General features: G+C 61.3%; 10 protein-coding genes, 5 tRNA genes and 1 pseudogene. 11 read left to right on the top strand and 5 right to left on the bottom strand.

Annotated elements, in window-relative coordinates; all coding sequences use genetic code 11:
* Positions 1 to 14: 14 nt before the first annotated feature.
* Positions 15 to 995, top strand: a pseudogene (locus tag JMN22_RS26915) (cache domain-containing protein); the annotation flags it as partial.
* A gap of 36 nt (positions 996 to 1031) precedes the next feature.
* The gene (locus tag JMN22_RS26910; RefSeq protein WP_371914218.1) at positions 1032 to 1853 is read left to right on the top strand and encodes a methyl-accepting chemotaxis protein; all 822 of its coding nucleotides are present in this window, start codon (positions 1032 to 1034) and stop codon (positions 1851 to 1853) included.
* Positions 1854 to 2132: 279 nt separating this feature from the next.
* Here JMN22_RS26910 and trhP read toward each other — a convergent pair whose 3' ends face one another.
* Positions 2133 to 3458 carry a prephenate-dependent tRNA uridine(34) hydroxylase TrhP gene (gene trhP, locus JMN22_RS20250; RefSeq protein WP_198795928.1) on the bottom strand — a complete coding sequence of 442 codons (1326 nt, stop codon included), beginning with the start codon at positions 3456 to 3458 and terminating at the stop codon, positions 2133 to 2135.
* 146 nt (positions 3459 to 3604) lie between these two features.
* On the opposite strand from trhP, the gene JMN22_RS20245 reads away from it, so the two are divergent.
* Positions 3605 to 4666: an AI-2E family transporter gene (locus JMN22_RS20245; RefSeq protein WP_030142044.1), complete on the top strand. Its 1062-nt coding sequence runs from the start codon at positions 3605 to 3607 to the stop codon at positions 4664 to 4666.
* On the opposite strand, the gene JMN22_RS20240 is transcribed toward JMN22_RS20245, so the two are convergent.
* From JMN22_RS20240 to JMN22_RS20225, 4 genes are all read right to left on the bottom strand, one after another.
* Positions 4663 to 4845 carry a hypothetical protein gene (locus tag JMN22_RS20240; protein WP_030142043.1) on the bottom strand — a complete coding sequence of 61 codons (183 nt, stop codon included), beginning with the start codon at positions 4843 to 4845 and terminating at the stop codon, positions 4663 to 4665. The genes JMN22_RS20245 and JMN22_RS20240 overlap by 4 nt on opposite strands.
* An 88-nt stretch (positions 4846 to 4933) precedes the next feature.
* On the bottom strand, positions 4934 to 5128 hold the full coding sequence (locus JMN22_RS20235) for a hypothetical protein (protein WP_003179723.1): 195 nt from the start codon (positions 5126 to 5128) through the stop codon (positions 4934 to 4936).
* 259 nt (positions 5129 to 5387) lie between these two features.
* Positions 5388 to 5463: transfer RNA gene (locus tag JMN22_RS20230), tRNA-Asn, on the bottom strand.
* Between the two features lie 195 nt (positions 5464 to 5658).
* The gene (locus JMN22_RS20225) at positions 5659 to 6855 is read right to left on the bottom strand and encodes an amino acid aminotransferase (protein ID WP_030142042.1); all 1197 of its coding nucleotides are present in this window, start codon (positions 6853 to 6855) and stop codon (positions 5659 to 5661) included.
* A 332-nt stretch (positions 6856 to 7187) separates the two neighbouring features.
* Here JMN22_RS20225 and uvrB point away from each other — a divergent pair, with 332 nt between their 5' ends.
* The 8 genes from uvrB (at position 7188) to JMN22_RS20185 (ending at position 13151) form a co-directional block, all read left to right on the top strand.
* Positions 7188 to 9203, top strand: a complete 2016-nt coding sequence (gene uvrB, locus JMN22_RS20220) for an excinuclease ABC subunit UvrB (protein ID WP_030142041.1) — start codon at positions 7188 to 7190, stop codon at positions 9201 to 9203.
* 228 nt (positions 9204 to 9431) lie between these two features.
* A complete protein-coding gene (gene gltX, locus JMN22_RS20215; protein ID WP_198795929.1) occupies positions 9432 to 10913 on the top strand; it encodes a glutamate--tRNA ligase in 1482 nt (493 codons plus the stop codon).
* A 146-nt stretch (positions 10914 to 11059) separates the two neighbouring features.
* Positions 11060 to 11135, top strand: a tRNA-Ala gene (locus JMN22_RS20210).
* Between the two features lie 79 nt (positions 11136 to 11214).
* Positions 11215 to 11290, top strand: a tRNA-Glu gene (locus tag JMN22_RS20205).
* Positions 11291 to 11343: 53 nt separating this feature from the next.
* Positions 11344 to 11419: transfer RNA gene (locus JMN22_RS20200), tRNA-Ala, on the top strand.
* A 76-nt stretch (positions 11420 to 11495) separates the two neighbouring features.
* Positions 11496 to 11571, top strand: a tRNA-Glu gene (locus JMN22_RS20195).
* A gap of 179 nt (positions 11572 to 11750) precedes the next feature.
* Complete coding sequence (locus JMN22_RS20190; RefSeq protein WP_030142039.1) at positions 11751 to 12290, top strand: TetR/AcrR family transcriptional regulator; 540 nt, start codon at positions 11751 to 11753, stop codon at positions 12288 to 12290.
* Between the two features lie 27 nt (positions 12291 to 12317).
* A complete protein-coding gene (locus tag JMN22_RS20185) occupies positions 12318 to 13151 on the top strand; it encodes an alpha/beta fold hydrolase (RefSeq protein WP_030142038.1) in 834 nt (277 codons plus the stop codon).
* The last annotated feature ends 39 nt before the right edge of the window (positions 13152 to 13190 follow it).

Raw genomic sequence — 13190 nt, 5'->3', positions numbered from 1 at the left:
GGTGGTGCTCACACATGTTGTGTTCGCATCATCCCCCTGTGGGAGCGAGCTTGCTCGCGATGGGGCCCTTGAATTCAATGACTCCCGCCAACCGTTCACCTTGTCCTACAGTTTTGCCGTGCGCTGCCGTTAACCCAGCTAACCACGCCATAACATCTACAAGAGTGAACAGCATGCGCCTGAGCCTGAAGGCTAAAGTCCTGTCCCTGGCAATACTGCCGGTTTTGCTGTCTGCGGTGATCATCAGCTTGACCACGGCATTCATCTTGAAGGAGCAAGCCAGCAACGAAGTCCAGCAAACTCGCGAGCGTCTGCTCAGCGAAGCCAAGGCCACGTTGCAGAACTACGTGGCGGTGGGCCTTACCGCGATCAAGCCGCTCTACGATGCCGCCGCGCCTGGCGACAACGAGGCACGCGCCCAGGCGATCAAGCTGCTGTCCAACGTCAGTTATGGCAAGGATGGTTACTTCTTCGGCTACGACTCCGAGACCATTCGCCTGTTCAAGGCCAACAGCCCCGATGGCGTGGGCAAGAGTTTCAAGGACAACCGCGACCCGAACGGTGTCTACGTCAACCGCGACCTGGTGAAAGTCGCCAAGGACGGTACGCATTACCTGGAATACAGCTCGCCGCTGCCCGGCAGCAAGGACCTGGTGCCCAAGCTCGGCTATACCGAATACCTGTCCAAATGGGACATGGCGGTCGGCAGCTCGGTCAACCTGGACGGCATCGAAGCCCAGGTCGCACTGGTGGAAGCCAAGGTCCACGACCGCGTGCAAGGCGTGATCCTGAGCATCGTCGGGATTGCCGCCGTGGTGTTGCTGGTGATCGCGGTGGTGGGCCTGCTGCTCGCCAACACCATCCTGCGGCCGCTGCACCTGATGAAAGACAACCTCGACGACATCGCGGCGGGCGAGGGCGACCTGACCCGGCGCCTGGCGATCACCAGTCAGGATGAGCTGGGCCAACTGGCCGGTTCGTTCAACCGTTTTGTCGACAAGATCCATGGCCTGGTGCGGCAGATCACCGACATGACCTCGCAACTGACCGGCCTGGTAACACAGGTGTCCGAGCAGGCACAGCGCTCCGAACAGGCGATGGAGCGCCAGCGCCACGAGACCGATCAGGTCGCCACGGCGATCAACGAGATGTCGTCCGCAGCCCAGGAAGTCGCTCGCAGTGCCCAGGGTGCTGCCGTCGCGGCCCAGCAGACCGATGAAGAAGGCCAGTCCGCCAAGCGGGTGGTGGCCGGCAGCATCCAGCAGATTCATGCACTAGTGAACGATATCCGCAGCAGCGGGGTGTCCCTGGACAGCCTGCAACAGGACGTGGCTTCGATTGTCAGCGTGCTTGGGGTGATTCGTTCGATTGCCGAGCAGACCAACCTGCTGGCCCTCAACGCTGCTATCGAGGCTGCGCGTGCCGGTGAGGCGGGGCGTGGTTTTGCGGTGGTGGCGGATGAAGTTCGCGCCCTGGCCAGCCGGACCCAGCAGAGTACCCAGGAAATCCAGGGGATGATCGACCGCCTGCAGTCGGGCACCCATGCGGCGGTGGAGGCCATGCGCCGTTCCAGCGAGGCTGGCGATGGTACTTCGGAACGGGCCAACGAGGCTGGCGCGTCGCTGGATACCATGGCGCAGTTGATCGGCACCATCAACTCGATGAACGCCCAGATTGCCAGCGCCGCCGAGGAACAAACCGCCGTGGCCGAGGAAATCAACCGCAGCGTGCACCAGATTGCCGTGGCCGTGGACAGCGTCGCCGACGAAACCCAGCTCGGCGCCCAGACTTCCCGGAGCCTGGCCGACCTGGGCCAGCGCCTGGGCAAGTTGGTGGGGCAGTTCCGGATCTGATCCCGGGGCAACAGGAGCTGCCGAAGGCTGCGATCTTTCGCTTTCGATCCAGACGTTTTTCGCCTGGCCCGCCAGGCCTTATCGAGAGCGGAGGATCGCAGCCTTCGGCAGTTTCTGCCGGGTTCGACAGACGCAAACACAACAAAACCTTGTGGGAGCGAGCTTGCTCGCGATGGCGGCGGATCAGCCAGCATTCATTTGACTGACCCACCGCCATCGCGAGCAAGCTCGCTCCCACAGTTGTTTGGTTGCGCCTGCATTATCGGATCAGTGCCAGTGCTATGGCTCCCGCACATCCCGCATCAACAACCCGAACCGCAAATCCACCGCATCCGGAATCGGCACATACACCACATGCCCGTCCCCCGGCGCGACGTCGATGCCTTGGCCCTTGATGTTCTGCAACTGGTGCAGGTCGAAGTGGAAATTGCCCTTGGGTGTCATCAGCTCCATGTGATCCCCCAGGCCGAAGCGGTTCTTTACCCGGACCTCGGCCAAGCGCTCGCGCCGGGCGCCGGTCAGCTCCCCGACGAACTGCTGGCGCTCCGATACCGAGCTGCCGTTCTGGTAGTTCTGGTATTCGTCATGCACATGCCGGCGCAAGAAGCCTTCGGTGTAGCCGCGCTGGGCGAGGGATTCCAGGTCGGCCATGAGGCTGCGGTCGAATTCCCGGCCAGCCATGGCGTCATCGATGGCGCGGCGATAGACCTGGGTGGTGCGCGCGCAATAGAAGTGCGACTTGGTCCGGCCCTCGATCTTCAATGAATGCACGCCCATGTGGGTCAGTTTTTCCACATGGTGCACGGCTCGCAGGTCCTTGGCGTTCATGATGTAGGTGCCATGCTCGTCTTCGAAGGCGGGCATGGATTCGTCCGGGCGATTGGCCTCTTGCAGCAAAAACACTTGGTCGGTCGGCGCGCCGAGGCCCAGGGTCGGTTCCGGCTGATACACCTGGACGATATCCCCCACGGCGTTTTCCATCGCCGGTTGCGCTGAATATTTCCAGCGACAGGCGTTGGTGCAACTGCCCTGGTTGGCATCGCGCTTGTTCAGATAGCCGGACAGCAGGCAGCGTCCGGAATAGGCCATGCACAACGCGCCGTGGACGAACACCTCCAGTTCCATGGCCGGCACCTGCTGGCGAATCTCGGCGATTTCCTCCAGCGACAACTCCCGGGACAGGATGATCCGGCTCAGGCCCTGTTGTTGCCAGAACTCGACACTCGCCCAGTTCACCGTATTGGCCTGTACCGACAGGTGGATCGGCATGTGCGGGAAATGTCGGCGGACCAGCATGATCAGTCCAGGGTCGGACATGATCAAAGCGTCCGGCCCCATGGCGATCACCGGTTCAAGATCCTTGAGGAACGTGCGCAACTTGGCGTTGTGCGGGGCGATGTTCACCACCACGTAGAAACGTTTGCCCTGCGCGTGGGCCTCGTCGATGCCGACGGCCAGGTTGGCGTGGTCGAATTCATTGTTGCGCACCCGCAAGCTGTAGCGCGGTTGGCCGGCATATACCGCGTCGGCACCGTAGGCAAAGGCATAGCGCATGTTTTTCAGGGTGCCAGCGGGGGCGAGCAGTTCGGGGGCTACGAGGGGCATGGTGGCGTCGGATCGCAAAAGGCGCCGAGGGTAGGCCACGACCGGCCAGGCGGTATTGATCTGGATCAAGGATGCGCTGCAGACGCGACGGCACTCCGGCGAGTCCTGGCGGACTAACGTGTATCTGCCAAGGACATGGAAAGCAAATGAACCGAAAGAACCTTCAAAACAAGTCGCAGATGGTGCTGCTGATCCTGGTCAGCATCGCCTTCGTCTGGATCCTGCTGCCGTTCTATGGGGCGGTGTTCTGGGCGGTCATCCTGGGTATCGTCTTCGCGCCGCTGCAGCGTCGCCTGCAATTCAAGCTCAACTGGCCGCGCAACCTCACCACGCTGTTGACCCTGGCCATCTGCACGCTGATTGCGATCTTGCCGGTGATTGTCATCAGTACCTTGCTGGTCCAGGAAGGTGCTGCGCTGTACAAGAGCCTGGAAAGCGGCGAGCTGGATGTTGCCGATTACCTGGCTCGCTTCAAGGACGCGCTGCCGCCGTACTTCCAGCACCTGCTGGATCGTTTCGGCTTGGGCAACCTGAGCGGGCTGCGGGACAAGATCGTCAAGAGCGCGATGCAGGGCAGCGAGTTCTTCGCCACCCAGGCATTCAGTTTCGGCCAGGGCACGTTCCAGTTCCTGGTGAGCTTTTTCGTGATGCTTTATTTGCTGTTCTTCTTCCTGCGCGACGGTCCGGAGCTGGTGCGCAAGGTGCGCTCGGCCGTGCCTTTGGCCGAGCACCAGAAGCGCCGCCTGCAACTGAAATTCAACCGGGTGGTGCGGGCGACCGTGAAGGGCAACCTGCTCGTCGCGATCACCCAAGGTGCGCTGGGGGGCTTGATTTTCTGGGTGTTGGGCATTCCGACGGTGTTGCCTTGGGCGGTGCTGATGGCGTTCCTGTCACTGTTGCCGGCCGTGGGCGCGGGTATCGTCTGGGCGCCGGTGGCTGTGTATTTCCTGCTTTCCGGCTCGATCTGGCAGGGCGTGGTGCTGGTGCTGTTCGGCGTCTTCGTGATCGGCCTGGTGGACAACTTCCTGCGTCCGATCCTGGTGGGCAAGGACACCAAGATGCCCGATTACATGGTGCTGGTCTCGACGCTGGGCGGGTTGGCGGTGTTCGGCCTGAACGGCTTCGTCATCGGCCCGTTGATCGCGGCGCTGTTCATGTCCTGCTGGGCGTTGTTCGTCGAGAACACGCCTCGGGTGCAATTGCCCTAGGCGCGCAGCAAGTAAGGGCCGATACGCTGCGACATGGCTTGGGCGGCGGGCAGGGAAGTCAGCGGGCCGCTGACGGTCACGCCGTCCTGCACCAGATACCAGCAAGCCAACAGGCCGCGCTCCCTGAGCGGGGCGGGGACGGCGCTGCCAACAACAGACATGATTTGAACCTTCGGCATGGGAACCTCCATCAATCGATGGGGTTACCTTACGTGTCCTGCGGGATGAGGAAAAATCAACAGGCTCGATAGTTGGAATCGATGTCGCTCAATCGACCACCAGATCGAGCATGTGCACCACTTCCTGCTCGTTGAGCAGGCCCTTGCGGACCAGGTTTTCCGCGAGCAGGGAAAGGAACTTGGCGCTGCGGTGGCCTTCCAGGTGCTTGAGCTCGGTCAGTGCGTTGTACACCTTGCTCGAGGTGCACAGTCCGACGATGCGGTGAGGGTTTTGTGTTGGCATGGCTTCGTCCTTGTTGTTATGAAGCTGCAATGGCGGACCGGGACAGTGTGCGGCACCGCCATGACGCTCAGGTGACAGCTTGGGGAGTTGGAAAAACAAAGCAGGATTCAGACCATGATGCCGCATTGGCGCCAGATTATTGTTCTGGTAGCGACCTTGGACAGGCGGTCCACGGCCATCAGCGGGCCTTGGAGGCTGGAAAAGCGCCCACAAAAAAGCCCCTGGATCTTTCGATTCAGGGGCTTTGATTATTGCTGTCTGGCTCCACGACCTGGACTCGAACCAGGGACCCAGTGATTAACAGTCACTTGCTCTACCAACTGAGCTATCGCGGAATGACGCGTATGTTACTGATTGGAAAAGAGAAGTCAAGCTTGGGTTGATGATTGGGCGGGATTTTCGTGGCTGAGGCGTTCAGGTAGCAAATGTTACCGCTTCACACAGCTCCGGCCGGAACACTAACCCTCGCCACAAGGTTGGCCCAAAAAAACGGGAGGCCAAGGGCCTCCCATTTTTCAACCCGTCGAGTGTCAGATCACCTGGACGATGGCCTTGGTCACCGCTTCGATGTTGTTCTGGTTCAGCGCGGCCACGCAGATGCGGCCGGTGTCCAGGGCATAGATGCCGAACTCGTTGCGCAGGCGCGTCACTTGTTCAACGGTCAGGCCGGAGTAGGAGAACATCCCGCTCTGGCGTGCGACGAAGCTGAAGTCGTGGTGCGGTGCGGCCTTGGCCAGCATGTCCACCATCTGGTCGCGCATGCCACGGATGCGCAGGCGCATTTCGGCCAGTTCTTCTTCCCACTGGGCCCGCAGCTCCGGGCTGTTGAGCACGGCGGCGACGATGCTGGCGCCGTGGGTCGGCGGGTTGGAATAGTTGGTGCGGATCACGCGCTTGACCTGGGACAGCACGCGGGCACTTTCTTCTTTCGACTCGCTGACGATCGACAGGGCGCCGACGCGCTCGCCGTAGAGCGAGAACGACTTGGAGAACGAGCTGGAGGCAAAGAAGGTCAGGCCCGACTCGGCGAACAGGCGCACGGCTGCGGCGTCTTCATCGATGCCTTTGCCGAAGCCCTGGTAGGCCATGTCCAGGAACGGAACGTGGTTCTTGGCCTTGACCACGGCCAGCACGTTTTTCCAGTCTTCCGGGCTCAGGTCCACGCCGGTCGGGTTGTGGCAGCAGGCGTGCAGCACAACGATCGAACGGTCGGGCAGGGCGTTGAGGTCTTCCAGCAGGCCGCTGCGGTTCACGTCGTGGGTGGCGGCGTCGTAGTAGCGATAGTTCTGCACCGGGAAGCCGGCGGTTTCGAACAGGGCGCGGTGGTTTTCCCAGCTCGGGTCGCTGATGGCCACGACTGCGTCAGGCAGCAGCTGCTTGAGGAAGTCGGCGCCGATCTTCAATGCGCCGGTGCCGCCCACGGCCTGGGTGGTGATGACGCGACCGGAGGCGATCAGCGCGGAGTCCTTGCCGAACAGCAGGGTCTGGACCGCCTGGTCGTAGGCGGCGATGCCGTCGATCGGCAGGTAGCCACGGGAAACGTGCTGGGCCACGCGAATCGTCTCGGCTTCGACCACGGCGCGCAGCAATGGAATGCGCCCTTCTTCGTTGCAGTAAACACCCACGCCCAGGTTGACCTTATTGGTACGGGGGTCGGCGTTGAAAGCTTCGTTGAGGCCCAGGATGGGGTCGCGTGGTGCCAATTCGACAGCGGAAAACAGGCTCATTAGTGCGCGGCTCTGAATGGAGAGTGAGGGGACGTGTCGCGCTCCAGCCGGATGCACTAGAGCGGTGCACAAACGGGGAGCTAGTATAGAGGCCATCACCGGGCAGGGCGACAGGCTAATCGGCGTTTACCGTAAGTATTTTCGATTTTTTTCGACCGTTAGTCCCTTCGCAGCGTCAAAGTCTGCAAGGCGTGTAGGACGTTCGTCTTGAAAGCGAAGGCATTCACCTCCACATTGTGTGAATTCCAACTTTTTCCTCGGGCGGCGTCAGTCGTTTCGGTCTTTCTTGTTCCCGTCGCCTGGCCGACAGGAATGAACCCAGGGGTCATGTCATGTCTGAATTCCAGCTCGTCACTCGCTTCCAGCCCGCCGGCGACCAGCCAGAAGCCATCCGCCTGATGGTCGAAGGCATCGAGGCCGGGTTGGCGCACCAGACATTGCTCGGTGTAACCGGCTCGGGCAAGACCTTCAGCATCGCCAACGTGATCGCCCAGGTGCAGCGACCGACTTTGGTGCTGGCGCCGAACAAGACCCTGGCGGCGCAGTTGTACGGCGAGTTCAAGGCGTTTTTCCCGAACAACGCCGTGGAATACTTCGTTTCCTACTACGACTACTACCAGCCCGAAGCGTATGTGCCGTCGTCGGACACCTTCATCGAGAAAGACGCCTCGATCAACGACCACATCGAACAGATGCGGCTGTCAGCGACCAAGGCACTGCTCGAACGCAAGGACGCGATCATCGTCACCACGGTGTCGTGCATCTACGGCTTGGGCAGCCCGGAAACTTACCTGAAAATGGTGCTGCACGTGGACCGCGGCGACAAACTCGACCAGCGCGCCTTGCTCCGGCGCCTGGCGGACTTGCAGTACACCCGCAACGACATGGATTTCGCCCGGGCGACGTTCCGGGTGCGCGGCGATGTGATCGACATCTACCCGGCGGAATCGGACCTGGAAGCGATCCGCATCGAGCTGTTCGACGATGAAGTCGAGAGCATCTCGGCCTTCGATCCGCTGACCGGCGAAGTGATCCGCAAGTTGCCACGCTTCACCTTCTACCCCAAGAGCCACTACGTGACGCCCCGGGAAACCCTGCTGGACGCCATCGAGGGGATCAAGGTCGAGTTGCAGGAGCGCCTGGAGTATCTGCGTTCGAACAACAAGTTGGTGGAAGCCCAGCGTCTGGAGCAGCGGACCCGGTTCGACCTGGAGATGATCCTGGAACTGGGCTACTGCAACGGCATCGAGAACTACTCGCGCTACCTGTCGGGCCGTCCGGCGGGTGCGCCGCCGCCGACCTTGTATGACTACCTGCCGCCTGACGCCTTGCTGGTGATCGACGAATCCCACGTCAGCGTGCCTCAGGTCGGCGCCATGTACAAAGGCGACCGTTCGCGCAAGGAAACCCTGGTGGAATACGGTTTCCGCCTGCCTTCGGCACTGGACAACCGGCCGATGCGCTTCGACGAATGGGAAAGCGTCAGCCCGCAGACGATTTTTGTCTCGGCCACCCCTGGCAACTACGAAGCCGAGCATGCCGGGCGGGTGGTCGAGCAGGTGGTACGGCCGACCGGCCTGGTCGACCCGCAAGTCGAGGTGCGTCCGGCGCTGACCCAGGTCGACGACCTGTTGTCGGAAATCACCAAGCGCGTGGCGCTGGAGGAACGGGTGCTGGTCACCACGCTGACCAAGCGCATGGCCGAAGACCTCACCGACTACCTGGCCGACCATGGCGTGCGGGTGCGTTACCTGCACTCGGACATCGACACCGTGGAACGGGTCGAGATCATCCGCGACCTGCGCCTGGGCACCTTCGACGTACTGGTGGGCATCAACCTGCTGCGTGAAGGCCTGGACATGCCGGAAGTGTCGCTGGTGGCGATTCTCGACGCAGACAAGGAAGGTTTCCTGCGTTCAGAGCGCTCGTTGATCCAGACCATCGGCCGCGCGGCGCGTAACCTCAATGGCCGCGCGATTCTGTATGCCGACCGCATGACCGGTTCCATGGAGCGGGCCATCGGCGAGACCGAGCGCCGCCGCGACAAGCAGATCGCCTTCAACCTGGCCAATGGCATCACCCCCAAGGGCGTGTTCAAGGACGTCGCCGACATCATGGAAGGCGCCACCGTGCCCGGCTCGCGCAGCAAGAAGCGCAAGGGCATGGCCAAGGCCGCCGAAGAGAGCGCCCGCTACGAGGCCGAACTGCGCTCGCCGAGTGAGATCACCAAGCGAATCCGGCAGTTGGAAGAGAAGATGTATCAACTGGCTCGGGACCTGGAGTTCGAAGCCGCGGCGCAATTGCGCGATGAGATTGGCAAGTTGCGGGAGCGGTTGCTGGCTGTCTGAATTTGCGGTGGCTTCGACGGCCTCTTCGCGAGCAAGCCCGCTCCCACAGTTGACCGAGTCGTCCAGGCTGCATGCGATCTCCTGTGGGAGCGGGCTTGCTCGCGAAGGAGGCGACTCGGTCTGAGAGATGCCACACAAATCCCGCTCTCACTGGAGCCCGCCCACCATCGCCTGTTACCATTCGCCCCCTGTTTGATCTTTGCTTTTATCTTCTTTCCGAGACATGCCATGACCACCGTCCGTACCCGCATCGCGCCTTCGCCTACTGGCGATCCCCATGTCGGCACCGCTTACATCGCCTTGTTCAACTATTGCTTTGCCAAGCAGCACGGTGGTGAGTTCATCCTGCGGATCGAGGACACCGACCAGTTGCGTTCGACCCGCGAGTCGGAACAGCAGATTTTCGACGCCCTGCGCTGGCTCGGCATCGACTGGAGCGAAGGCCCGGACGTTGGCGGTCCGCACGGCCCGTATCGCCAGAGCGAACGTGGCGAGATCTACAAGCAGTACTGCCAGCAACTGGTGGACATGGGGCACGCATTCCCTTGCTTCTGCACCGCCGAGGAGCTCGACCAGATGCGCGCCGAGCAGATCGCCCGGGGCGAAACCCCGCGCTACGACGGCCGCGCGCTGCTGCTGTCCAAGGAAGAAGTCGCCCGTCGCCTGGCCGCTGGCGAGCCCCACGTGATCCGCATGAAGGTGCCGACCGAAGGCGTCTGCGTGGTGCCGGACATGCTGCGTGGCGATGTCGAGATCCCGTGGGATCGCATGGACATGCAAGTGCTGATGAAGACCGACGGCCTGCCGACGTACTTCCTGGCCAACGTGGTCGACGACCACTTGATGGGCATCACCCACGTCCTGCGTGGTGAAGAATGGCTGCCGTCGGCGCCGAAACTGATCCTGCTCTACGAATACTTCGGCTGGGAACAACCGCAACTGTGCTACATGCCGCTGCTGCGTAACCCGGACAAGAGCAAGCTCTCCAAGCGCAAGAACCCGACTTCGGTGACGTTCTACGAGCGCATGGGCTTCATGCCCGAGGCGATGCTCAACTACCTGGGGCGCATGGGCTGGTCGATGCCGGACGAGCGCGAGAAGTTCTCCCTGCAGGAAATGGTCGAGCACTTCGACCTATCCCGCGTTTCCCTGGGCGGGCCGATCTTCGACGTCGAGAAGCTATCTTGGCTCAACGGCCAGTGGCTGCGCGACTTGCCGGTTGAAGAATTCGCCGCTCGCGTGCAGAAGTGGGCATTCAACCCCGAATACATGATGAAGATCGCGCCGCACGTGCAGGGCAGGGTCGAGACGTTCAGCCAGATCGCCCCGTTGGCCGGGTTCTTCTTTGCCGGCGGCGTGACGCCTGATGCGAAGCTGTTCGAATCCAAGAAGCTTTCGGGCGACCAGGTACGGCAGTTGATGCAACTGATCCTGTGGAAGCTCGAAAGCCTGCGCCGGTGGGAGAAGGACAGCATCACCGCGACCATCCAGGCCGTGGTCGAATCCCTGGAGCTGAAATTGCGCGACGCCATGCCGCTGATGTTTGCCGCCATTACCGGCCAGGCGAGCTCGGTGTCGGTGCTCGATGCGATGGAAATCCTCGGGCCGGACCTGACCCGTTTCCGCCTGCGCCAGGCCATCGATCTGCTCGGTGGCGTGTCGAAGAAGGAAAACAAGGAGTGGGAAAAACTGCTGGGCGCGATTGCTTAAGCGGTCGATGGAGCAGGGCATGCCCCGGTTTTCCGGGGTTTGTCGGTAAGTGATTGTTATCCCGGCAAAAAATTTTCAAATTCTTTGAAAATAAATTTGACAGCCCTCCGATACGCCCTTAAGATTCGCCCCGTCCTCAGCGATGAGGGGCTATAGCTCAGCTGGGAGAGCGCTTGCATGGCATGCAAGAGGTCGACGGTTCGATCCCGTCTAGCTCCACCAATTTACACTTCAAGGCCTGGCCACACCGACCTTGAAGCGATCAACACTCAGCGTTGATCAGTTGTATAGAAGGGTTTGCGTCCCCTTCGTCTAGTGGCCTAGGACACCGCCCTTTCACGGCGGTAACAGGGGTTCGAGTCCCCTAGGGGACGCCAGTTTTACAGAAGCGATGTTACAAGATGTCGCTCCGCCGCGAGGCGAAAAATCCGGGGCTATAGCTCAGCTGGGAGAGCGCTTGCATGGCATGCAAGAGGTCGACGGTTCGATCCCGTCTAGCTCCACCAATTTACACTTCAAGGTCTGGCCACACCGGCCTTGAAGCGATCAGTCCTCAGCGCTGATCATGTTCAGAAGGTTTGTGTCCCCTTCGTCTAGTGGCCTAGGACACCGCCCTTTCACGGCGGTAACAGGGGTTCGAGTCCCCTAGGGGACGCCACGATTACCCGCTCTGCGGGATTTTATAAGGGTCATTCAATTATTGAATGGCCCTTTTGTTTGTCTGGCGTTCAGCCAATTTCCTTATCCTCGAAAAATACTTCTGACCAGCGGTCAATATTTCGCTTGCGGAAATTTATTATGGGAATAATATTTCAATCGTAATATTCGGAGGCAACGATGAGCGATAAAAAAGCACAAACCCGTGAGCGCATTCTCAAGGCCGCCAGTGATGCACTGATCCAGCGCGGGCCGGCCGAGCCGAGCGTGGGCGAGGTGATGGGCGCGGCCGGGCTGACGGTGGGCGGTTTCTATGCCCATTTCGAAAGCAAGGACGCGTTGATGCTGGAGGCGTTCAAGCAATTGCTGAATCGTCGCCGTGGCTTGATCGCCGACATGGATTCGGAACTGACGGGCGAGGAGCGGCGCGCCTTGGTCGCAGCGTTCTACCTGTCGCGCAAGCACCGTGACTCCACCGAGCAGGCGTGCCCGATCCCGGCGTCGGTCGGTGAACTCGGGCGGCTGCCGGATGCGTTTCGCGAGGTGCTTAACGAACATATCGAGTTGATGGTCGCGCAGTTGGCGGCCAGCCCTGAAGACGCTGACAAAGCGCTGGCCGACATTGCCTTGATGGTTGGCGGCCTGGCCCTGGCACGGGCGTTGGGCCCGGGCGAGTTATCGGATCGTTTGCTGCGCGCCGCCAAGTCGGCGGTGCGCTGAGCTGAGGCGCAAGCCCTGGAGATGAGCATGGACAGGTTGAGCTGGATTCGTGGCGTCAATGGCACCCTTGGCCGGATAGCTCCGCGCCTGGTGGCGAAGAAAATGCGTAAGGTGTTCATGAGTCCCCGCAACCTGCCACCGCGAGATTGGGAGCTGCCATTGCTGGCTTCGTCGGAGCGCATCACCTTGCGCTTCGGCCTGTCCGCCTTGCGTTGGGGAAAAGGCCCGGCCGTCCTGCTGATGCACGGCTGGGAAGGGCGGCCAACGCAGTTCGCGGCCTTGATCAACGCGCTCGTCGATGCCGGCTATACGGTAGTGGCGCTGGATGGGCCGGCCCATGGCCGCTCGCCCGGTCATGAGGCCAACGTCCTGTTGTTTGCCCGGGCAATGCTTGAGGCCGCGGCGGAATTGCCGCCATTGCAAGCGGTCATCGGCCATTCCATGGGAGGCGCCAGTGCCATGCTGGCAGTTCAGTTGGGCTTGCGCACCGAGACGCTGGTGAGCATCGCCGCGCCGGCGCGGATCCTTGGCGTGCTGCGTGGCTTTGCCCGGATGATGGGAATGCCACCCCGGGCGCGCTCGGCCTTTATTCGCCAGGTGGAGCAAGACGTGGGCATGCAGGCTTCGAAGATGGACGTCGCGCAATACCAGTTGGATATTCCGGGCTTGATCGTCCACGCCGAGGACGATACGTCGGTTTCGGTGAAGGAATCGCAGCTGATCCATGAGGCCTGGTTCGACAGTCGCTTGCTGCGGTTACCCCAGGGCGGCCATCAGCGAGTCCTGGCCGATCCCCGTGTCATTGATGGCGTGTTATCACTGTTGGCCGGACGCAGCCTGCAAGCGCGGCAATCGGCTTGAGCTTCCGTTACACTGCCCCGATCCACATTTGACAGGAGA

Source organism: Pseudomonas sp. HB05 (assembly GCF_016756915.1).
GTDB lineage: Bacteria > Pseudomonadota > Gammaproteobacteria > Pseudomonadales > Pseudomonadaceae > Aquipseudomonas > Aquipseudomonas alvandae.
Note: the sequence above shows the minus strand (reverse complement) of the source record. Positions and strands in the feature narration are given on the sequence as shown.

Coding starts and splice junctions, on each gene's coding strand:
- gltX (WP_198795929.1), top strand. CDS start 9,432: ATGACCACCGTCCGTACCCGCATCGCGCCTTCGCCTACTGGCGATCCC.
- JMN22_RS20185 (WP_030142038.1), top strand. CDS start 12,318: ATGGACAGGTTGAGCTGGATTCGTGGCGTCAATGGCACCCTTGGCCGG.
- trhP (WP_198795928.1), bottom strand. CDS start 3,458: ATGCCCCTCGTAGCCCCCGAACTGCTCGCCCCCGCTGGCACCCTGAAA.
- uvrB (WP_030142041.1), top strand. CDS start 7,188: ATGTCTGAATTCCAGCTCGTCACTCGCTTCCAGCCCGCCGGCGACCAG.
- JMN22_RS20225 (WP_030142042.1), bottom strand. CDS start 6,855: ATGAGCCTGTTTTCCGCTGTCGAATTGGCACCACGCGACCCCATCCTG.
- JMN22_RS26910 (WP_371914218.1), top strand. CDS start 1,032: ATGACCTCGCAACTGACCGGCCTGGTAACACAGGTGTCCGAGCAGGCA.
- JMN22_RS20190 (WP_030142039.1), top strand. CDS start 11,751: ATGAGCGATAAAAAAGCACAAACCCGTGAGCGCATTCTCAAGGCCGCC.
- JMN22_RS20240 (WP_030142043.1), bottom strand. CDS start 4,845: ATGCCGAAGGTTCAAATCATGTCTGTTGTTGGCAGCGCCGTCCCCGCC.
- JMN22_RS20245 (WP_030142044.1), top strand. CDS start 3,605: ATGAACCGAAAGAACCTTCAAAACAAGTCGCAGATGGTGCTGCTGATC.
- JMN22_RS20235 (WP_003179723.1), bottom strand. CDS start 5,128: ATGCCAACACAAAACCCTCACCGCATCGTCGGACTGTGCACCTCGAGC.